This window comes from Pseudomonas rosaeacicularis, assembly GCF_057128745.1.
Window position 1 is genome coordinate 66,475 of record NZ_JBSKHT010000018.1, and the last position, 21,393, is coordinate 87,867.

Below are 21,393 nucleotides of genomic sequence, written 5' to 3' on the forward strand. Positions count from 1 at the left end.
AACGCAGGGTGCTTCGCCTCAGGCACGCGCCGTCAATTTGTGCGGCAAAAACCGATGATCCGGTGAGAACAAGCGTCTGTAGGTGAGCAACACAGCACCCACCGTCCCCAGTGCCGAGGCAGCGGCGATCAGAAACATGATCACGATCTGATAGCGCACCGCGTCCTCGGGGCTTTCGCCTGCCAACACCTGGCCGGTCATCATGCCGGGCAAGCTGACGATACCGACGACCGTCATCTGGTTCAGCGTCGGCATCATGCCCGCCCTGACGGCGTGTCGCGCGGCCTGTTGCGCGGCCTCCCAACGAGTGCCGCCGAGCGCCAGGATCATCTCGATGGTGCCGCGGCCGGTGGTCAGTTCCTGGGTCATGCGCTCCATGCCCAGTGACACGCCGGTCAGCGTATTGCCCAGAATCATCCCGAGAATCGGAATCGCGTATTGCGGCTCGTACCAAGGGTGGATGCGGATCACAGCAAACAGGCCAACGGCGGTCACCAACCACGAGCTGATCCACACCGACGCGATGCTGTCGATGCGCTGGCCAGCATAAGTGCGCTTGCCACGGCCCGCCGCTGAAGCACCGGCGATCAGCGTCATCAGGCACATGATCGGCAATACCACGTACCAGTAGGCGAATTCGAACACCCAGCCCAGCACGTATCCGATGGCCAGCAGTTGCACCACGGTGCGAACCGCCGCCCAGAGCAACACGCGTTCCAGGCCGAGCCTGAGCATCAGTGACAGCGCGCCGTTGATGAGGATCAGACTGGCAGCAATGGCCATGTCCAGCGCAGAGAGGTTTTGATAGTTCATGGTGCCTGGGTGTCCATCAAACGGCCGGCGTTCATGGTCAGGTGCAGATCGCTCACGCGCTCGGCCTGCGCTGGATCATGGGATACCCACACGTAGGCACGGCCCGATGACGCGTTTTCTTCGAACCAGCCACGTACCAATTGCTCGACCGTGCGGGCAGATGCTGGGTCCAGCGCAGCGGTCGGCTCGTCGAGCAACATCACGTCGGGACCGGTTTGCAAGATTCTGATCAACGCCACTATCTGCGCCTCGCCGCCGGACAAGTCAGCCGCCGCCTGTTGCATAAATGCTGGGGTTTTGCCGGCGGCAGTCAGAAGCTCGGTGACTGCGCCCGGGTTGAAGGTTTGACCGACGTACGCTTTCAGGCTGTAGGGCAAGCGCAGGTTGTCCTCCACCGTCCCCTCGATCATGGCCGCTCGCTGCGAGAGATAGCCGACATGCCGTCGATACCGCGGCACATCCGCACTGGCCACACGCTTGCCGCGCCAGAGAAGATGGCCAGCATCCGGCGCATCCAGCAGCGCCAGCGTGCGCAGTAAAACACTTTTGCCAGAGCCGGACGCCCCTGTGAGTGCCACGCGATCACCGCCGCGCAGGCGCAAATCGGTGGCATGCAGCAACGTCGTGCGGCGTTGCGGATCGACGCGGGTGACGCCGGTTAGTTGGAGCAAAACGCCGTCTTGGGGCACAGCAACATCCTTTAAAACCATGAGCGAAGGCCTTGGACAGAAAACGCGATGAAGCATAAACAGATGCGCGTCAAAAGCGGGTGAAGCAGGTGGTTGATCTGGTCGATTATAGATTCGACACTTGACCCGATACATATCCTGCTGAAGCGAGGCTTGCCCCGATACACATCCTGTTGAAGCGAGGCTTGCCCGTGAAGCTGCGAATGCGGTGTGTCAGGCAAACCGCGTTGACAGCTTCGCGGGCGAGCCTCGCTCCAACAGGTCGCGGCGCCCACGGGCCTGGAGCCCGACGCAAACCCCGTGGGAGCGGACCTGTCCGCGAAGGGGCCGGTGCAGCCGACGCATATCCTGCGCGAGACAAACAGCCTTCGCGGGCAAGCGCGCTCCTACAGTGGAATTTGCGCGCGGCTGAGAGCGAAATTCGACGCAGATCCTGTAGGAGCGAGGCTTGCCCGCGAAGCTGCGAATGCGTTGTGTCAGGCAAACCGCGTTGACAGCTTCGCGGGCGAGCCTCGCTCCAACAGGTAGCGGCGCTCATAGACTTAGAGTCCGTCGCGAAAACCGTTGGAGCGGACCTGGCCGCGAAGGGGCCGGTGCAGCCGACGCATATCCTGCGCGAGACAAACAGCCTTCGCGGGCAAGCGCGCTCCTACAGGGAATCGGCGGCGCTGCTGGTTTTTTTACCTGGCACAAATTCTGTTGGAGCGAGGCTTGCCCGCGAAGCTGCGAATGCGGTGTGTCAGGCAAACCGCGTTGACAGCTTCGCGGGCGAGCCTCGCTCCAACAGGTCGCGGCGTTCACGGGCCTGGAGCCCGACGCTAACCCCGTGGGAGCGGACCTGTCCGCGAAGGGGCCGGTATATTCGGCATATTTTTTATCGTCTGAACCACCGCCTTCGCGGACAGGTCCGCTCCCACAGTGGATCTGCGGCGCTGACGAAATACCAAAGCTGACACCGCTCAGCGGGAGGCCACGCCCGGCATCGCGCTGGACTATGCTCAGCGCCATCACCCCTGCGGTCGGAGACCGGCCATGAATTACTTCCTCGCACAAGCGTTCAACAATCTATGGGCTAATCATCGCTTGCTGACGGCCTGCGAAGCCCTCAGCGAGATTGAGTACAAGGCGCCCCGCACCGGTTTCTTCCCGTCGATCCAAAGCACGCTTTGCCACATTCTGGATGTCGACGATTACTACATTGCCGCGCTGTCAGGTGATTTGGCCGGACAGTCGCTGCCTTCCTGTTCAAGCAGGACGTTTCTCGAAGTGGCGTCTGGGCAACGGACGACCGACCGTGCGTTGGTGCAGTTCTGCAAAAGCGTGGTGGGCGCAAATGCCGCGCGCACGGTCAAGCTGGATCGCGCCGAGGGGTTGTTCGAGGAACGCGTCGACCGGATTCTGCTGCACCTGTTCGAGCACCAGATCCATCATCGCGGGCAGGTGCACAACATGCTTTCGGGAAGCGGCGTCGCGCCGCCACAACTCGATGAGTTTTTCCTGCAAGCCGATGGCCAATTGCGAGAAGAGGAAATGCGTGTGCTGGGGTTGAGCGAGGCCGACATCTGGCAGTAACCGGCGCGAGTGTGGTGACTGCGCGCCCGCACTGATTGAAGATTATGCCGACAGGTGTTCATAGAGAATGGTCGCGCCGACCAGCATCAACACCACGCCGCCGATGATTTCGGCGCGCTTGCCAACCATTGTGCCCAGCACGCGGCCGAGCATGACGCCAATGGTGACCATGGTCATGGTGGCCAGGCCGATCGCAGCGGCGGCAACGAAGATATTGACATCGACAAACGCCAGACCCACGCCGACCGCCAAGGCGTCGATACTGGTGGCAAACGCGGTGACGGCCAGCACCATGAACGAATGCTGGCTGGGTTTTTCTTCCTGTTCTTCCTCCTGCTTCAGACCGTTGTAGATCATGTGCAGGCCCAGAATCAGCAGCAGCGTGAAGGCAATCCAGTGATCCCAGTTCTGAACGAAACGCGTTGCCGCCTGGCCGATACCCCAGCCGATAATTGGCGTGATCGCTTCGATCACACCAAAGATCAGACCCGTGCGCAGGGCTTCGAGCAATCGTGGTTTGTGCAGGCTGGAGCCTTTACCGATGGCCGCGGCGAAGGCGTCCGTGGACATGGCCAGGGCGAGGAAAATAAGGGAAATGGGATTCACGGTTACGTCCAGTCGGGCTATGAGTCAACGACACAACCACACGCCCGACTTTAGGCATGGAAGTGTCGCTGGTCTCACCAACCGAGAACGGTGTCCGCACCACGGCGTGCTGCCGAGAATGTTGATACGGACGCTTTTGCAACAACGCAAAAGCAGGTTACTCCCCAACGAAGGTGCGCAGTCTAGACAGTTGATTGTGAAAAGAACATCAACATCTGCAGGAACGTCCTGGCAAGCTGCTCTGAGGGTCTGCTGGATAACCGATCGCGCTTAAGCGACGGCCCGTTTTCAGAGACGAGGCAAACACTTCACCGGGTCAGCGCCTTTCAGTGCTGCATGGCATAGCGCCTACAATGTTCCAGATACCCTTTTTCGTGACTGCCCACCAATTGCACGACGCTGGTCCAAAGCCAGGATGGCGCGTCCAGGGTTTGAGTTCGATTGGCCTGCAGATCATTGATCCACGACGAGCGCGTTGCCTGATCCATTTGCCTAGCATGTGCAAGGCCCACCACTCGCGCCAGATACCCCGCTGCGCGCATCGCCTCACGCTGACTCAATTGATCGAGCTCAAGCTTCATGTCCTGAGGCAGTAATTCACGGATGAAAAAACCACGGTCGAGCATGCGTATGGCGATCATTCGGTTGCCTAGGCCGGGCGACAGATAGCGGGCGCCTTCGACCACCCGCTTGCCGTTGTCTCTGGGCATCGAGGTTCTCGAGGAGCGAGGCGCCGCCGCAGCGACGGCTTCCTTGATATCGAGCAGACAATATTCCTGATCGTCGTCATCGCCCACGCCCAACAGCACCGCGTAACGACTCAATCCCAGCGAACTGCAGCCTTTGACCCAATACGCCGAGTCGAGCAGTTCGACGCGATCTTCGCTGGAGCGACCCTTTAGCGAGGTCACCAGGGTGTGAATCTCGGGCGTGGCGCACAGGGCTTTGAGGGCGTCGCGCTCAGGTTTGGACAATGACCAGAAATGCTTGCCCAGGGGAATGGTCGGACGCGTGTCTTCAATGCGCTCCTGCGCCAGATGCTTCCAGGTCCGCCGGACCGCGCTTCTCATGCCAGCCTTCACCTGCGCAGGGCGTGGAGGCTCCTGGTCTGCATCGTCTTCGAACGCCTGTTCATAGCCCTGCATCATTTCTTCTAGCATGCGCGCCGTGGCGACGCCGGGCAGGTCAGAGCCACGGGCTGCGGTGGCCAGTGACAGCGCCAGTCGCACCAGATCATGGGCGGGATTACCGATTACGGTCTGATCCAGATCGCGGATATGGATGTCGATCCTCCCTTTCAAATCACCCGTGGGACCTAGATTGCCGGCGTGGCAATCCCCGCAAATCCACACCGGTGGCCCGCTGGGCAGCCGCCTGCCTGATTGGCTGTGAAGCCATTCGTAAAACTGCACGGTGCTGCCGCGCACATAGGCATGGGCTGATTGCGCCATCTTGAGATTGCGCAGCTGATTGAGGGGTTCGATGCGCGCGGACGGCCGAGGTGTTTTCATGGGAAGGCATTCTTAAATTGGGATATTCAAGTTGACCTGTCGCCGCGCCGAGATGTTTCAAGTTATTACGAAATGACGGATTTATTACGATATGGTTTTCCCAAAGCGGGAAAATGATCATGACCACAGATACTGGTTTGTGTAGAAGCTGCCGAGCAGCGCGAGGCTGCGATTCGGTTTTTTCTGACACACCGCATCGCAGCCTCGCGCTGCTCGTCAGCTCCTACAGGTCATGGGAGGACAGACAGATCTGCACTTAAAACAACCCCAACTGCCCCCCCACCAATTTGCCGAAATCGTCCTGCACGAAGGGCAATATCGCGTCCGCCACCGGTTGTAGCTGGCGGGTGATGTAGTGATCGTAATCGATGGGCGCGGTGCGGATTTCCAGGGGTTCGGGGCCGGCGACGGTGATGACGTAGCTGATCCAGCCGCGGTTCTGGTACTGCAACGGCCTGCCCTGCTGGCGGTTGTAGTCGTCGGCCATCCGGGCGGCGCGCACATGGGGCGGGACGTTACGTTCGTAGTCGTCCAGCGAACGGCGCAGGCGTTTGCGGTAGATCAGTTGATGATCGAGCTCGCCCGCCAGGGTGCTTCGCACGATGTCACGTACGTAATCCTGATAAGGCCGACGGCTGAAGATGCGCAGATAAAGCTCCCGCTGGAACTCCCGGGCCAGCGGCGACCAGTCGGTGCGCACGGTTTCGAGGCCCTTGTAGACCATTTCATCCTCGCCATTGGCGCGGGTAACCAGCCCGGCATAACGCTTCTTGCTGCCCTCCTCCGCGCCACGAATAGTCGGCATCAGAAAGCGTTTGAAGTGGGTTTCAAATTGCAGCTCCAGCGCACTCTCCAGCCCGTACTCTTGCTGCAGATGCTCGCGCCACCACAGATTGACCCGCTCAACCAGCGCCTTACCGATCACCGCCGCTTCTTCCTGGCCATGGGCGCGCTTGAGCCAGACGAACGTGGAATCGGTGTCGCCGTAGATCACCTCATACCCCTGATCTTCAATCAGTTTGCGGGTCAGGCGCATGATCTCGTGGCCGCGCAGGGTGATCGACGACGCCAGGCGCGTATCGAAGAAGCGGCAACCGCTGGAGCCGAGCACCCCGTAAAAGGCGTTCATGATGATTTTCAGCGCCTGGGACAACGGCGCGTTGTGCTCACGCTTGGCCGCCTCACGGCCCTCGGCCACGCGGGAAACAATGGCCGGCAGGCAATGTCGGGTCCGAGAGAACCGCCCCCCACGAAACCCCGGCACCGTGTCCACTCCTTCGGGTTGGCGCAGGCCCTCCACCAGCCCGACCGGATCGATCAGAAAGGTGCGAATGATCGACGGATAAAGGCTTTTGTAATCGAGCACCAGCACCGACTCATACAAACCCGGACGCGACTCCATCACGAAACCGCCGGGGCTGGCTTCGGGCATGCGCTCGCCCAGATTGGGCGCCACAAAACCCTGGCGGTGCATCAGCGGCATGTACAAATGCTCGAACGCCGCCACCGAGCCGCCGCTGCGATCGGCTGGCAAACCGGTAACTGTCGCGCGCTCCAGCAAAAACGTCAGCAGCTGGGTTTTGTGGAAGATCCGCGTGACCAGCTCACAGTCCTTGAGGTTGTACTTTGCCAGTGCCGGCTTGTCCTCAGCGAACATGCGGTTGATCTCATCCATGCGCTGATACGGATTGTCGATAGCCTTGCCTTCGCCGAGCAGCGTTTGAGAGACGTTTTCCAGGCTGAACGACGGAAAGCTCCAGGTTGCCGAGCGCAGCCCTTCAATGCCGTCGATGATCAGACGCCCGGCAGCGGAGGCGAAAAAGTGGTTGTTGCCCGCGCCGTGCTCACGCCAGCCCATGACCTCACCGCCACGCCCCAGACGCAGCGGCACCTGCAAGCGCTGAGAATGCTCGTGCAGCACCCTCAGATCGAACTGAATGACGTTCCAGCCGATGATCGCGTCCGGATCATGCAGCGCCACCCATTCGTTCAAGCGCTCCACCAACTGCTTGCGGGTGTCGCAGTACTCAAGCTTGAAATCCACGTGGGAGTCATCACCATTGGCCGGGCCGAGCATGTACACCTGCCGCTCGCCACAGCCCTCCACGGCAATGGAATACAGCGCGCCGTGCTCAGTGGTTTCGATGTCCAGCGAGCACAGTTTCAGGGTCGGGCGATAGCCCGTGGCGGGTTTAAGCTGCGCATCCAGCAACACGCCACTGGCATCGGCTGTACCGCTGAACTCCACGGGCGCGGTGATGAAACGCTCCATGAGATAGCGCTCAGGCGGGCGCACATCGGCTTCATAGATATCGACGCTGGCCTTGCGCAGTTCTTTCTCAAGGTTCATCAACTGCCGATGTTGGCGGGTGTAGAGGCCCATCACCGGACGATGGCGGAAGTCACACAGCTGCAAGGGTTTGAGTTCGACATCGCGCTCGTTGCGCAGCACTGCTTCGGCACGTTCGCGATGGATTTCCGGGATGAAGGCAACAGAGGTTTGCGGCGGCAGACGAACCAGCCGGGGACCGTTATCGGTGGCCAGCCAGAATTCGACTTGCGTGCCGTCAGCGGTGTCGCGCCAATGCCGCGTGAGGACGAAGCCCTGCTGTAAATCCACCGCTGCAACCCCGAGAGAATCATGCTGAAGCGGCAATTCTACGGTGATCGCTTTGGGAAAGCGCGCAGGGATGTACCTCGGCGATTCGATTTTGGATACCGCGCAAATCCTGTGGCAGCGGACCTGTCCGCGAAGGCGGCGGTGTGTCCGATCTAAAACGTAAAGGATGTCCCCGGTTTGTACACGGACAGGTCCACTCCACGTCCGCAACCACACGCAGCGCTCATGAACTCACTCGGGAACAATGTGCGCCGCTGGACCATCACACCTTTATTCGTACAATCATCTGAGGGATCCAGCATGCTCGTTCGACGCTCACCGTTTATGGCCGCCATGGCCCTGTCGATGTTTTCCCTGACGGCGCTGGCCGCCGCGCTGCCGCCCGATAAACTGCTGAAAAAAGCCGAAGCCGAACAAAAAGCCTATCTGGCCACCGTGAAACAGTTGGTGGACATCGACACCGGTACGGGTCAGGCGCCGGGGCTAAAAACCGTCAGCGCTGTGCTGGTCGATCGCCTGAAAGGCTTGGGCGCCGAGGTCAAAACCAGTCCCGCCAGCCCCTCCGCTGGCGACAATATCGTTGGCACCTTCAAGGGCACCGGCAAGAAAAACTTCCTGCTTATGATCCATTACGACACGGTCTTTGGCCCTGGCACTGCTGCCAAACGTCCGTTCAAGATCGACGGCGAACGCGCTTACGGTCCCGGGGTGGCTGACGCCAAGGGCGGTGTGGCGATGGTGCTGCATTCGCTGAAACTGCTGCAGGACGAGAAATTCAAGGATTTCGGCACCCTCACCGTGCTGTTCAATCCCGATGAAGAAACCGGCTCCAGTGGCTCCAAAACGATCATTGCCGAACTCGCTCGTCAGCACGACTACGTGTTCTCCTTCGAACCGCCGGACAAGGACGCCGTAACCGTCGCCACCAACGGCATCAACGGTGTGTTCCTCGACGTCCAGGGCAAGTCCTCCCACGCAGGTTCCGCGCCGGAAGCCGGGCGCAACGCGGCTATCGAACTGGCGCACCAGATGCTGCAACTCAAGGACCTCGGCGATCCAGCCAAAGGCACGACGGTGAACTGGACGCTTATAAAGGGCGGAGAGAAGCGCAACATCATTCCGTCAAACGCATCTGCCGAAGGTGACATGCGCTATTCGGACTTGACCGAGAGCGACCGCGTGCTCGCCGACGGCCAGCGCATCATTCAGAAGAAGCTGATCGATGGCACCGAAGTGACATTCCGTCTAGACAAGGGCCGCCCGCCACTGGCGAAAAATCCAGGTTCTGAACAACTGGCGAAAACCGCCCAGGCGCTGTACGGCAAGATTGGTCTCAACATCGAGCCCATCGCCATGCGCTTCGGCACCGACGCGGGCTACGCTTACGTGCCGGGCAGCGCAAAACCGGCCGTTCTGGAAACCATGGGCGTGGTTGGCGCCGGGCTGCATGCCGATGACGAATACATGGAGCTGTCGAGCATTGCCCCCCGGCTGTACCTCACAACGGCGTTGATCATGCAGCTCTCAGACGCGGATGCCACGCCGTAGACGTCAAGGTTTAGTGGCCTGTTGCGCCCGTCGCGCAGGCCTTCAGGCATTTGATACTGGACAGCGTCGCCGTGCTCAGTGAACCTTAGCGCCGAACGGTCGGTCGATACCTGCAACTTTTACCCGCCCGCCTCTGGTTTCAACGCCACGGGGCGGGCGGCTTCATTCCAAGGAGACATCCCTTTTGATATCCGAACAACGCAAAGCCTGGCTTAAAGCATGGGGCGCGCATGGTTTTACGGCCACCGGTGTGGTCATCGCCTTCATGGCGACCATCGCTTTGTTCGAGGACTCACCCAAGGGTTGCATGTTGTGGCTTGGCCTGGCGTTGGTAGTTGATGGCGTTGACGGCTCGCTGGCACGCAAATTCAATGTGAAGGCGGTCTTGCCCAACTTTGATGGCTCGGTGCTGGACCTGGTGATTGATTACCTCACTTACGTGTTTATCCCGGCGTTGTTCATGTACCGCTACCTGCCGCTGCCGGAACACACGGTGCTGCTGTCCACGACGATCATTCTGGTGTCGTCACTGTTCTGCTTCTGCAACGTAGAGATGAAGAGCAAAGACAATTATTTCCAGGGTTTCCCGGCCGCGTGGAACGTGGCGGTGCTGTGCATTTACATCATCTCGCCAACACCGTGGGTGACCTTCCTGACCATCATCGGCCTGGCGCTGCTGACGCTGACGCGCATGAAATTTTTGCACCCGTTTCGCGTGCGACGCTTCATGCCGATCAACATCGCCGTCACCACCATATGGTTGCTGTGCAGCCTGGCGCTGGTCATCAAACACCCTGACAACCGCGGCTTTTTCATGGGCTTGTGGTACTTGGCGTCGGCGTATTTCCTGGGGGTTTGCTTCTGGCGCACGTCGCTTGAGTGGTTCGATAAGGCGCGGGTTCGGTAGACACCGCGATTTTGTAGGAGCGAACTTGTTCGCGAAGCGTTACGCCTGACACACCGCGTAGCCCGCCTCGCCAACAAGTTGGCTCCTACAGAACCAGCTCGGCCTGACACACCGCGTACGTTCGCCTTTCTGTAGGAGCGAACTTGTTCGCGAAGCGTTACGCCTGACACACCGCGTACGTTCGCCTTTCTGTAGGAGCGAACTTGTTCGCGAAGCGTTACGCCTGACACACCGCGTAGCCCGCCTCGCCAACAAGTTGGCTCCTACAGAACCAGCTCGGCCTGACACACTGCGTACGTTCGCCTTTCTGTAGGAGCGAACTTGTTCGCGAAGCGTCTGGCCTGACACACCGCATCGCCTGCCTCGCCAACAAGTTGTTGTGTTGTGGCTCCTACAGGTTGAGCGTCACCCGCAAATCGCCATTTTCGCCGAAGCAGTCACTGGCGCAGTAACCCCCAACACCGAACTCACTCCCTCGACAATCATCCGCACCTGCTGCTGATCGATGATCAACGGCGGCAACAGGCGGATGGTCTGTCCGCGCGTGACGTTGATCAACAGCCCGTGATCCCGCGCAGTATTCAATGCCAGGTCGGGAATCGCCCGCTTCAGTTCGATGCCGATCATCAAGCCTTGCCCGCGAATGCTGACGACGTCCGGGTGCCCGGCCAGTGCCTCGCGCAGTCCGTCGAGCAGGCGCGCACCCTGCGCAGCGGCATTATTGAGCAGCGCTTCGTCGTCGATAATCTCCAGCACCGTGCACGCCACCCGACAGGCCAGCGGGTTGCCGCCGAACGTGCTGCCGTGGCTCCCCGGCGTGAACAATTGCGCTGCAACACCCCGAGCAAGACAGGCGCCAATCGGTATGCCGTTGGCCAAACCTTTGGCCAGTGTCATCACATCGGGCACGATGCCGTGGTGTTGAAAGGCAAACCACCGGCCAGTGCGGCCCATGCCTGTTTGAATCTCGTCGAGCATCATCAGCCAGCCACGCCGGGTACACAGCTCGCGCACCTGTTTCAGATAACCGACGGGCGGGACCAGCACGCCCCCCTCCCCCTGAATCGGCTCCATCAACACCGCGACGATGCGCTCGCCATGCAGCCGGCTCGCTGCTTCTATCGCCGCGATATCGCCAAAATCGACTCTGACGAACTCCCCCGGCAACGGCTGATAACCCAGCCGCACGCCCCCGTTATCACTGGCTGACAAGGTGCCCAGCGTGCGGCCATGAAAAGCGTTGTCCATCACGATCACCAGCGGCTGACGGATGCCTTTGGACCAGCCATACAGCCGCGCCAGCTTGAGCGCGGTTTCGTTGGCCTCGGCGCCGGAGTTGTTGAAAAACGCCTGTTCCATGCCTGCCAGTTGCGTGAGTTTCTGCGCCAGGCGCTGTTGCCAGGGGATGCTGTAGTGGTTGGAGGTGTGCAACAGCAGCCCGGCCTGCTCACGAATGACCTCGACGATTCGCGGGTGACAGTGCCCGACGTTAGTCACCGCCACGCCCGCCAAGGCGTCCAGATACTCGCGACCTTCTTCATCCCAAAGACGCGCGCCGAGGCCCTTGATGAAGCTTAGCGGCATTGGTTTGTAGGTGTTCATCAGGCAATCGGCGGACATGGCCAGCACTCCTCTGTGGATGTGCTGGCAGTATGTTTAGCCCTGCCTAGTGTATAAAGATCGCTTTTCTTCACTCACCTTTAATCAGAGCTTGATAATGGACGTGTTCCAGTCGATGACCGTGTTCGTGCAGGTGGTGGAAAGCGGAAGCATGACTGCGGCTGCGCGGCAGTGCGAAATGTCCACGACCATGGTTGGCAATCACCTCAAGGCCCTTGAACAGCGCCTGGGCATCAGCCTGTTGCAGCGCACTACTCGCCGGCAAAATCTGACGGAATTTGGCGTGCAGTATTACCGGCGCTGCATCGAGGTGCTGGGCCTGGTAGCGGATTCCGATCGGCTGGCCGAACAGGCTCAGACCCAGCCCTCCGGCACTTTGCGGATCACCGCGCCCCCTGCATTCGGCGCCGAGCGCCTGGCACCGCTGCTCAGCGATTTCGCCCGGGCCTACCCCGAGGTCAAGCTGGAAGTGGTGCTGAACAATCAGTTGATGGACTTGGTGGAACACGGTTTCGATGCGGCCATTCGGCTGGGCGCGCCCGAGCCTTCGAACCTGATCGCAAGGCCCCTGCAGGATTACACCCTGACTATCTGCGCCTCGCCTGATTACCTGAAACGTCACGGCACTCCCCAACACGCCAACGACCTGCAGCAGCACCAATGCCTGGCGTTTGCCTACCCGGCCGGCGATGAATGGCGCGCATCGGAGAAGTTGTGGAAGCTCACCGGCCCGGACGGGGTGATGGAGATTCCAGTATCGGGCCCGATGATCATCAACAGCACCCCGGCCCTGCGCCAGGCCGCACTGTCCGGCATGGGCGTGACGATGCTGCCGGACGTGCTGATTCAACAAGACCTGGTCGCCGGAAAGTTGGTGCCGTTATTGCAGGAATACCGGCCGCCCAGCCGCCCGATGTTTCTGGTCTACGCGCAGGACCGCTACCGGCTGCCCAAGGTCCGGCACTTTGTGGAATCAGCGCTGGCGGCGTGGGGGAGGTGATAATGCAATTTGAGCGGCCATTCATGCAGGGAGAGCAGATTGATGAGCACCACACAACGCCCCGATTCATCAGTACCGGGGCTTCGGGTTGCTGAACTGACAGCGGTGGACGAACTGGCAATTCAGGCTTTTTTCGAAGCCAACCCCGGCTATTTCATGGTGTGCAACGGTGAACTGCCCAGACCGGACGAGGCACATCAGGAACTCAAGGGCGACATGCCTGACGGCTGGAACTACGACACCCGCTGGATTTGGGGGTATGTCGATGAACAAGGATCGCTGGCGGCACTGATCAATATCATTTCCGATCTATGGTCGCCTGGCGTTTGGCACATCGCGTTTTTCATCGTGGATTCGTCCCGGCACGGCAGTGGCGATGCTCGACTGATCCATCAGGATATCGAGCGATGGGCGCAACAAAACGGCGCGCAATGGATGCGGCTTGTCGTGGTGCAGAGCAACGTCAAGGCCGAGCGCTTCTGGGCGAAAATCGGCTATCAGGAAACCCGGACGCTGCAAGGGATCGAGATGGGCAAACGAATCAACACCCTGCGCATGATGGTAAAACCGCTGGGTGGGCGCACGCTGGAAGAACATCTGCAGCGAGTGCCCAGAGACAGGCCTGATGCGCAATGAACCGCTGAAAAGCTTCGCGGGCAAGCCTCGCTCCGACAATGGATGGGGCGTACCGGCTGGCACTTTAAACGCAAAACCCGTGGGAGCGGACCCGTCCGCGAAGAGGCCAGCACATCCGGCATATCTCTATCGTCTGAACCACCGCTTTCGCGGACAGGTCCGCTCCCACATTGGATCTGCGCCGCTGCGGATGTCGCTTTCCACTGGAGCGCTTGTCGGGACTGAAACAAGCTTCGCGGGCAAGCCTCGCTCCGACAATGGATGGGGCGTAACCGAACTGGCGCTTTAAACGCAAAACCCGTGCAAGCGGACTCGTCCGCGAAGAGGCCAGCACATCCGGTAAATCTCTATCGTCTGAACAACCGCTTTCGCGGACAGGTCCGCTCCCACATTGGATCTGCGTCGCTGCGGATGTCGCTTTCCACTGGAGCGCTTGTTGGGACTGAAACAAGCTTCGCGGGCAAGCCTCGCTCCGACAATGGATGGGGCGTACCGGGCGGCGCTTTAAACGCAAAACCCGTGGGAGCGGACCCGTCCGCGAAGAGGCCAGCACATCCGGTAAATCTCTATCGTCTGAACCACCGCTTTCGCGGACAGGCCCCACATTGGATCTGCGTCGCTGCGGATGTCGCTTTCCACTGGAGCGCTTGTTGGGACTGAAACAAGCTTCGTGGGCAAGCCTCGCTCCGACAATGGATGGGGCGTAACCGGGCGGCGCTTTAAACGCAAAACCCGTGCAAGCGGACTCCTCCGCGAAGAGGCCAGCACATCCGGCATATCTCTATCGTCTGAACCACCGCTTTCGCGGACAGGTCCCACATTGGATCTGCGCCGCGGCTCATATATCGGGTCAAACACGAACCTTGTTGGAGCGAGGCTTGCCCGCGAAGGGGTTTGCACGCTCACGCAGGCCAGACTTTCACCCAACCAGACGCTCCCGCTGCCCGGTATCGGATGCCGCCAGCGCCGCGTCGATCAACTTGTGCATCTTCACCGCATCGTCGAACGTCGCTGCCACCTGCGTCCCTTCAGCCACGTCCTGGGCGTGCACGTAATACAACTCGGCGAGCTCCAGCACCGCTGACGGCAGGTTCGAATCCGGCAGGCGCAAGTAGGAATCCGGCACTGGCAAAACCTGCAACGGCAGATTATCGCCATGGGCGCCTTCGATCACGTAGTCGTCCCCCACTTCGCCAAACGGCGAGCGATTGGTGATGCGCAGATCGCCCTCATGGCCGGTGATGTCCATCTGCACGCCAGAGCCATTGCGCTTGCCGCCTTCGACATGCACCGACACCAGCGCGCCGCCGGGCAACTGCCCCACGAGCACCATCTGGTCAGGCGCTGTGGTGTCGAACACCTCGTCGGTTTCCTTGATGGTTATTTTTTCGAACTGATTGACCACCAGCCCCGTGATGTTGATCGGCCAGCCAGTGGCGGTGAACAGCATGTCGAGAAAGTGCCCGGCGTAAATCGCGATCACGCTGGAAAAGTTCTCCACCGGTACTGTCCAGCGCAGGGCGTTGGGGCGCAGCGCCTGGAAGTAATTCATGCTGACGTGGATGCGCACCGAGCGTAGTTTACCGACGTAACCCTGTTGCAGCAGGTCCTGCAGATAACGATTGTGCGGCGCATGGCGACGTTGCAGGCCAACGATATGGCGCACACCGGCTGCTTTGGCCAGGCGGGTGAGTTCTTCGGAAATCGCTGTGCTGGTGGTCAGGGGCCACTCGCAATACACATCTTTTTTCCCGGCAATCGCGGCGCGCACCGCTTCCTCATGCTGAGGCGCGGTGGTCAGCACCACCACCAGATCAACTTCAGAATGGTTGACCAAGGCGTCCAGGGAATCCACCACATGGGCGATGCCGAACTCTTCAGCCGCCGCTTTCGCGCTGTCCTGCCGCTGGCTGAAAATCGCGCTGATCCGGTACTGCGGCAGCAAGGTCAGCACCCGCACATGGCCATGCAGTGCCCAGTTGCCGATGCCCACCAGGCCCACACGAATAGGCTTTGCTGCGATGTCGGTGGATTTCATAGAAGCACTCCATGGGAAATTCGGGATGAGCTCGGAGTCTAGGGGCCGGAACAATTGTGAAAAACGGTGCAGAGCTCCAAACATTGCGGACAAAAACGGCTTAAATTAGCCCACCGTAAAATTGATGGCACTGGGAGAGCACTGGCGATGATGGACAGTCTGAGCGGCATCACGGCGTTTGTGCAGGTCGCTGAAACCCGCAGTTTCACCGAGGCCGGACGTCTTCTGGACATCTCATCGTCGGCGGTGGGTAAAAGCGTCGCGCGCATGGAAGAGCGCTTGGGCGTGCGCTTGTTCCACCGCAGCACCCGCAGCGTCACCCTGACGGCCGAAGGCGAGCTGTTTCTGGAGCGCTGCCGGCGGATCCTTCAGGAGGTCGAACAGGCCGAGATCGAGCTGTCGCAGTTGGCCGAAGCGCCAAAAGGCAAACTGCGCATCAGCGTCCCCCTGCAAAACACCCTGATCTTTCCGCTGCTCGCCGGGTTCATGCAGGCGTATCCGGACATTGAGCTGGACGTGGATTTGTCCGACCGAATGACCGACGTGATCGAGGAAGGGTTCGATGCGGTAATCCGCACCGGTCAGCCGTCCGATTCGCGCTTGATGGCGCGCAAATTAGGGGAGTTCAAACTGGAACTGGTGGCGTCGCCTGCGTACCTGCAACGCCGAGGTCGCCCGCTGCACCCCGACGACCTGAAAAACCACGCGTGCCTGATGCACAAGTTTCCGGCGAGCGGCGCTTTGGAGCGTTGGCCGGTTCGCTGCCCTGATGCCGAATCCGATCCGGAGTTGGGCAAAGTCATCACCTGCACCACCACGGACGCCCTCGCTCATCTGGCGCTTGAAGGTCTGGGCATTGCGTGTCTGGCGGACTTCTCGACCATCGAGGCATTGCGCGAAGGCAAGCTGGAGAAACTGCTCAGCGAATACACCGAGCACCGCGGCGCACTCTGGATGCTCTGGCCTTCCAGCCGCCACGCCTCGCCCAAGTTGCGAGCGCTAATTGATTACTTCAGAGAGCACATTGCGGCGGTGGAGCAGCCTGTCCCCCTATCTTGAAGGCCGTCTCGCCCTGTAGGAGCGAACTTGTTCGCGAGATGCGTTGGGCGGTGTGCGGTGTGCGGTGTGCGGTGTGCGGTGTGCGGTGTGTCAGATACACCGCCTCGCGAACAAGTTCGCTCCTACAGGAAGGGCCTTTGCAGGCCCGGATCAATCCACCTGCTTACGGAAAAACAACGTCACCTGCCCCACTTCAAACCCGAACTTGGTGACGTACGACCGGTTGGCCAAGGTGTTCTCGTCCAGCAAGTACATCCAGTCATCGAAGTTGACCTGATACACCTTGTCGTCCACCGGCAGGCTCAGCACGTAACGCCAGCGCAGCGCATTGCCGGACACCTCGCCCAGCGCTTCGCCGACCACATCCCCGGCCGTCCCGCGCCAGCGGCCTGGGCCGTCCGGGTGCAGGGTCCAGACGCGGGTCTGCTTCTTGCCATCGCTGTAGGTGAAGTCTTCGTGCATCACGAATTTATCGCCCTCGGAATGACCGTCGATGTTGACGTGAAAGCGTTTGACCACCTCCCCCGAGCGCTTCTGAAACATCCCCCAGGCCTCCACCCGGCCGGTGAAAAACTGGCGCAGTTCGAGGGTGGGTTTTTCCTGGCTGTAACGGCTGACATCGACATTGCTGCACGCGGCCAGGCTCAGGCAGAACAACAGCGAAAGGGCTTTTAACATGGGCGACTCCAGTGAGGGCACGGTCGGGCGCAAATGGCATGCCGCGGTCCGCAGACTTCATCACCCGGACAGGAGTGGAAAGACGAGCACCTCGGTTAAAGAGTCTGACCGCGCGGCTCACGGATCGCTCAACGCACTGGTCGAACGCGCAACTCGGTCACCGGTCATCGCCGCCCGAAAAACACTGCGGAGCAGGCGGAAGCCCCCATGACACAGGGGCTTCAAGCCAAATTGATATTGGGCATGTCGGGTATCGACAGACAGAAATGGCCGGTGAGCAGGTACGTCGATACAGTCATTTCAACCCTAATCCAATGTTCGAGGTTGAAATGTCCCGCGCCATCAAATTTCATCGCTTCGGTAAAGCCGATGTGCTCAGTTGCGAGGAGCAGCCTGATCGGTCCCCCGGCCCGCAGGAAGTGCTCGTTCGTGTACAGGCCATCGGTATTAGCTGGGACGATGTGTTGTGGCGTCAAGACCTAGCCCTCAGCAAACCGCAATTGCCGGCGGGTCTGGGCACTGAAATGGCCGGCACCGTCGAAGCCTTGGGCGACGCTGTCACTGACCTTGCGATCGGTGACAAGGTGGCGAGCTTCAAAGCCATGAGCGCCAACGATTACCCGGTCTGTGGCGATCATGTGCTGGTGCCGCGCAACGCCCTGACCCGCTATCCCGATCAGCTGACGCCAGTGGAGGCCAGCGTGCATTACACACCGCTGTTGCTGGCGTATTTTGCTTACGTCGATCTGGCTTATGTGCAACCCGGTCAAACCGTGCTGGTGACCGACGCCGCCAATAGCCCGGCAACGGCTTTCCTGCAGTTGGGCAAAGCACTTGGGCTGCGGGTCATTGCTTCGACCAAAAGCGCTGCTGATCGCGACTTTTTGCTGGCCAATGGTGCAGAGCGCGTCATCGTCACCGACGAAGAAGACATCGGCCTGCGGATCGACGCGATCACTAAAGGCCAGGGCATCGAAGCGGTGTTTGATGGCATGGGCGGTATGCAGATGTCATTGCTCGCCGACGTGCTGGCGCCTCGTGGCAGCCTGGTGCTGTATGGCTTGCGCGGCGGCAACAACACACCGTTCCCGGCGATGCAGGCGTTTCGCAAAAACATGCGCTTTTTCGTCCACTGCCTGGAGAATTTCACCGGCAAACCGGAGTTGGGCATCGAGCAGGACAGCGTCGCTATGCAGCGTGCGCTGGAGGCCATCAACGGGCTGACCGCACAAGGTTTGCTCAAGGCCGACATCCACCGCACCTGGCCGTTCGAGCAGTTCGGCAAGGCCCACCATCTGCTGGATGAAAAGCCGGTGCGCGGGCGGGTGGTGTTGAAAGTGAGCTGAGCATCGGTGCTTAGCCTTGAAACAATCATTTCCCGGCAACCGCTATCCAGTAGGAGCGTACGAGCAGCGCGAGGCCGAGATCGGCTGCGCAGCAGTCGTCAGCATTGCCAGCGCTGCGCACGGGAGCGCGGCCCCGCGCTGCTCGTACGCTCCTTCAGGGGTTAGCGTAATTCCCGCGTGTCTGCATTCAAGAGCGGCCGCGCTCAACCCCGCGTAATCAATCCCTGTCGTGCAATGCGTGTGAGGTGAGCAATCACTTCGTCGCGGCGCTCGGCCGTGGGCGCCTGGATGACGGCGAGGTCGAACTGATCGTTGCTGAAGTGCTCAAGGGTCTGGTGTTGATCGATGAACTGGATGAGGAAAGCGTGGGGACCGTTCTGGCGCCGGGGCCAGCCGTCGAGATAGCGCAACAGCGTCGGCTGATGGGAGCCGCCAAGCAGGATTTTCGGATTACGGCGATTGATCTGCCCGGCAATGGGAGCCAGACGAACGAGGGGGCGCAGGTGATTCATGGTGTGATTGTCTCAGCCTCAGAATTCCGCTGGGCAGCGGTGAGAGGCAACACCGAACCAGCGCTTTAGCGGTATTTCGAAATCGTGTTCACGACTCCAGGCGCCCCGCAAGTAGCTGTTTAAATCGGCGCAATGGTCAGTATCCTAGAGAAGCGCCGGTGGGCTTGTCAAATCCGCTCACATAAAAAAGGCCCGCAATGCGGGCCTTATGTTTTGCGCATGATCACTTAGCTATCGAGCGGTCCAGAGACAGGCGCCCTGCCCCTTCGATCAGCACCGCAATCGCGCCGCCGAGCAGAGCCAGGGCAAATTCGTAGCCGTTGTTGGCCATGAACAAACCGTTGTGGATGTGCACCGAGAGAATCGCGATTACCAGCATCACGATCAACACCACTGCCGCCGGACGTGCCAGCAAACCAACCACCAGCCCCAGGCCACCGAAGAATTCCGCGCTGCCCGACATCAATGCCATCAGATAACCAGGGTTCAAGCCCAGGCTTGCCATGTATTGGCCCGTGCCTTCAAGGCCATAACCGCCGAACATACCGAACAGCTTCTGGCTGCCATGGGCCATGAAGATGATGCCGACGATGATGCGCAAAACAGTGATGCCATAGCCGGCGCGGGTGTTGAGCAAGGATTTGATATGAGCGTTCATGCGGGACGTTCCATGTTAATCAGTGAGAATGGCGCCATATTAATCGAATCCATAAATATGAAAACCGCAAAAATAGCATCATACCTATCTAATAAGACGATCTTATCGGAGCGCCGCTCTGCGGGGTGAGGGGGTTTCTAGCGAATCCCGTTCCTGGTCATACGCCAGATAGTATTTGTTCACACTATTAACGTAGCTCACCACGCCCATTCCCACCTGATCCAGGGCCACGCGCTCGACCTGGAAGAACCACTGATTGGGATTCAAACCCTGCCGCCGCGCTTCGGTACGCATGCTTTGCACCCGCTCCGGGCCGAGGTTGTAAGCGGCCAAGGCGAACGCCATGCGCTCGCGCTCGTTGATTCGTGGACTGGAAAAGAATTTGCGACGAATCATCGCCAGGTATTTGGACGCGGCCTGCACATTGCCATCCACGTTCTGAATGTTATCGACGCCCACCCGCCGCGCAGCCGACGGCGTGATCTGCAGCAAGCCCGTCGCACCGCTGCCGCCTTTGGCGGAGGGGTCCAGCGCCGACTCTTTGAAGGCCATGGCGGCCAGATCGAGCCAGTCCATATTCTGCGCATCGGCGTGACGCTGCAGCACCGGCCTCAGGCTTTCGAGGCGCTGACGATCGCCGCGCGTCAGTGGGTTATGCACCTGATAAAGATCCTTGTAAGCCTTTTGAAAGGCAACGTCCTGGCTGGCGGGCGTCTTGTAAGTTTCGAGAAAGGTGTTGATCGCCGCGTGCAACTGGCTGGCGTCCTGACGCACGAACCAGCTCATGTCGCTGTGGGTGCTCAGGGTCAGCGAGCGGTCGACGCGCAGTTTGGGCATGATCCGCGCCCAGCGCTCGGCTATTGGTTGCTCGACCACGGTCAGGTGATAGATCCCGGCCTGCACCATCTCGAGTACGTCTTCCACTGCAAGACTGGGGTCCACCCATTCAATCTTCACCGGCGGCAACTTGCGCAGTGAGAGCCGCTGATTCAACTGCAAGACGGCCTCGTCAGCGGCGCTGCCATTGGTCAGCATCAGCGTTTTGCCGGACAGCTGCTCGATATGTTTGAACCCGCGCTCGCCCTTGACCCCAACCACCACCAGCGGCACCTGGCTCACCACCGGATCGGTCACTTCGATATTGCGTGCCGCGCTGCTGTCGAGCAGTTCACCAGGCGCAACCAGGTCGCCCTCGCCACGCTGTAGCGCGGCGAGCAACTGATCCTTGGCTTTAGGAATGAGCTTGAGCGAGACTTTCTGGCCGTCGCGGGCGTGGCTGTTGAGGTAGCTTTCGAAGGCCTGGAGCCTGCGGTATTCGACGCCGGTCGCTTCGCCTTTCATCTCGCCAGAGCTGTTGCGGCTCTGGTTGACCAATACGCGTAAAACTTTACTGCTGCGAATCGCCGGGAGGTCCCTGACCTGGGTCTTTTTGCTGACCACTGGAGGCCCGGCGGGACGTGCGGACGCATAGGTCGGCACCAGCACCAGACACAGCAACGAAATGATCGACGCTCGGATCATTGATTCTCCCGAAAATGCCGAAAAAAACGGCATGAAGTCTGTGATCCCCTGTCGTCTGA

General features: G+C 60.0%; 18 protein-coding genes. 7 read left to right on the plus strand and 11 right to left on the minus strand.

Going from position 1 to position 21,393, the window contains the following annotated elements:
* Window positions 1-18: 18 nt before the first annotated feature.
* Together ACWKWM_RS22595 and ACWKWM_RS22600 are read right to left on the minus strand one after the other, a co-directional pair.
* Window positions 19-813 (minus strand): ABC transporter permease, encoded by a 795-nt coding sequence (locus tag ACWKWM_RS22595; protein ID WP_483848268.1) that lies wholly within the window; start codon window positions 811-813, stop codon window positions 19-21.
* Window positions 810-1,502 (minus strand): ABC transporter ATP-binding protein, encoded by a 693-nt coding sequence (locus ACWKWM_RS22600; RefSeq protein ID WP_483848269.1) that lies wholly within the window; start codon window positions 1,500-1,502, stop codon window positions 810-812. The genes ACWKWM_RS22595 and ACWKWM_RS22600 overlap by 4 nt, the downstream gene beginning before the upstream one ends.
* Before the next feature lie 1,032 nt (window positions 1,503-2,534).
* Here ACWKWM_RS22600 and ACWKWM_RS22605 point away from each other — a divergent pair.
* On the plus strand, window positions 2,535-3,074 hold the full coding sequence (locus ACWKWM_RS22605; RefSeq protein WP_483848270.1) for a DinB family protein: 540 nt from the start codon (window positions 2,535-2,537) through the stop codon (window positions 3,072-3,074).
* Between the two features lie 42 nt (window positions 3,075-3,116).
* Here ACWKWM_RS22605 and mntP read toward each other — a convergent pair whose 3' ends face one another.
* From mntP to ACWKWM_RS22620, 3 genes are all read right to left on the minus strand, one after another.
* The gene (mntP, locus tag ACWKWM_RS22610) at window positions 3,117-3,680 is read right to left on the minus strand and encodes a manganese efflux pump MntP (RefSeq protein ID WP_483848271.1); all 564 of its coding nucleotides are present in this window, start codon (window positions 3,678-3,680) and stop codon (window positions 3,117-3,119) included.
* A 326-nt stretch (window positions 3,681-4,006) separates the two neighbouring features.
* Entirely contained in the window at window positions 4,007-5,191 is a 1,185-nt protein-coding gene (locus ACWKWM_RS22615; protein ID WP_483848272.1) for a DUF2252 domain-containing protein, read from the minus strand.
* A gap of 256 nt (window positions 5,192-5,447) precedes the next feature.
* Window positions 5,448-7,811 carry a DNA polymerase II gene (locus tag ACWKWM_RS22620; protein ID WP_483848273.1) on the minus strand — a complete coding sequence of 788 codons (2,364 nt, stop codon included), beginning with the start codon at window positions 7,809-7,811 and terminating at the stop codon, window positions 5,448-5,450.
* Window positions 7,812-8,111: 300 nt separating this feature from the next.
* Here ACWKWM_RS22620 and ACWKWM_RS22625 point away from each other — a divergent pair, with 300 nt between their 5' ends.
* Complete coding sequence (locus ACWKWM_RS22625) at window positions 8,112-9,359, plus strand: M20/M25/M40 family metallo-hydrolase (protein ID WP_483848274.1); 1,248 nt, start codon at window positions 8,112-8,114, stop codon at window positions 9,357-9,359.
* 184 nt (window positions 9,360-9,543) lie between these two features.
* Entirely contained in the window at window positions 9,544-10,266 is a 723-nt protein-coding gene (pcsA, locus tag ACWKWM_RS22630) for a phosphatidylcholine synthase (protein ID WP_483848275.1), read from the plus strand.
* A gap of 405 nt (window positions 10,267-10,671) precedes the next feature.
* Here pcsA and ACWKWM_RS22635 read toward each other — a convergent pair whose 3' ends face one another.
* Window positions 10,672-11,886, minus strand: a complete 1,215-nt coding sequence (locus ACWKWM_RS22635; RefSeq protein WP_483848276.1) for an acetylornithine/succinylornithine family transaminase — start codon at window positions 11,884-11,886, stop codon at window positions 10,672-10,674.
* A gap of 97 nt (window positions 11,887-11,983) precedes the next feature.
* On the opposite strand from ACWKWM_RS22635, the gene ACWKWM_RS22640 reads away from it, so the two are divergent.
* Together ACWKWM_RS22640 and ACWKWM_RS22645 are read left to right on the plus strand one after the other, a co-directional pair.
* The gene (locus ACWKWM_RS22640; RefSeq protein ID WP_483848277.1) at window positions 11,984-12,886 is read left to right on the plus strand and encodes a LysR family transcriptional regulator; all 903 of its coding nucleotides are present in this window, start codon (window positions 11,984-11,986) and stop codon (window positions 12,884-12,886) included.
* Between the two features lie 42 nt (window positions 12,887-12,928).
* Window positions 12,929-13,522, plus strand: a complete 594-nt coding sequence (locus ACWKWM_RS22645) for a GNAT family N-acetyltransferase (protein ID WP_483848278.1) — start codon at window positions 12,929-12,931, stop codon at window positions 13,520-13,522.
* A 919-nt stretch (window positions 13,523-14,441) separates the two neighbouring features.
* Here ACWKWM_RS22645 and ACWKWM_RS22650 read toward each other — a convergent pair.
* Window positions 14,442-15,560: a Gfo/Idh/MocA family protein gene (locus ACWKWM_RS22650; RefSeq protein ID WP_483848279.1), complete on the minus strand. Its 1,119-nt coding sequence runs from the start codon at window positions 15,558-15,560 to the stop codon at window positions 14,442-14,444.
* Window positions 15,561-15,710: 150 nt separating this feature from the next.
* Between ACWKWM_RS22650 and ACWKWM_RS22655 the strand changes: the two genes are divergently transcribed.
* Window positions 15,711-16,619, plus strand: a complete 909-nt coding sequence (locus ACWKWM_RS22655) for a LysR family transcriptional regulator (RefSeq protein WP_483848369.1) — start codon at window positions 15,711-15,713, stop codon at window positions 16,617-16,619.
* A 150-nt stretch (window positions 16,620-16,769) separates the two neighbouring features.
* Here ACWKWM_RS22655 and ACWKWM_RS22660 read toward each other — a convergent pair whose 3' ends face one another.
* The gene (locus ACWKWM_RS22660; protein WP_483848280.1) at window positions 16,770-17,297 is read right to left on the minus strand and encodes a DUF3833 domain-containing protein; all 528 of its coding nucleotides are present in this window, start codon (window positions 17,295-17,297) and stop codon (window positions 16,770-16,772) included.
* Window positions 17,298-17,626: 329 nt separating this feature from the next.
* Here ACWKWM_RS22660 and ACWKWM_RS22665 point away from each other — a divergent pair, with 329 nt between their 5' ends.
* Window positions 17,627-18,643, plus strand: coding sequence for a zinc-dependent alcohol dehydrogenase family protein (locus tag ACWKWM_RS22665; RefSeq protein ID WP_483848281.1), 1,017 nt, complete (start codon window positions 17,627-17,629; stop codon window positions 18,641-18,643).
* A gap of 203 nt (window positions 18,644-18,846) precedes the next feature.
* Here the strand turns inward: ACWKWM_RS22665 and ACWKWM_RS22670 are convergent, their stop codons facing one another.
* The 3 genes from ACWKWM_RS22670 to ACWKWM_RS22680 all read right to left on the minus strand — a co-directional run bounded on the left by ACWKWM_RS22670 (window position 18,847) and on the right by ACWKWM_RS22680 (window position 21,334).
* A complete protein-coding gene (locus ACWKWM_RS22670; RefSeq protein WP_483848282.1) occupies window positions 18,847-19,155 on the minus strand; it encodes a class I SAM-dependent methyltransferase in 309 nt (102 codons plus the stop codon).
* Window positions 19,156-19,378: 223 nt separating this feature from the next.
* Window positions 19,379-19,813 carry a DoxX family protein gene (locus ACWKWM_RS22675; protein WP_483848283.1) on the minus strand — a complete coding sequence of 145 codons (435 nt, stop codon included), beginning with the start codon at window positions 19,811-19,813 and terminating at the stop codon, window positions 19,379-19,381.
* A gap of 102 nt (window positions 19,814-19,915) precedes the next feature.
* Window positions 19,916-21,334, minus strand: a complete 1,419-nt coding sequence (locus ACWKWM_RS22680) for an MltF family protein (protein WP_483848284.1) — start codon at window positions 21,332-21,334, stop codon at window positions 19,916-19,918.
* Window positions 21,335-21,393 lie beyond the last annotated feature (59 nt).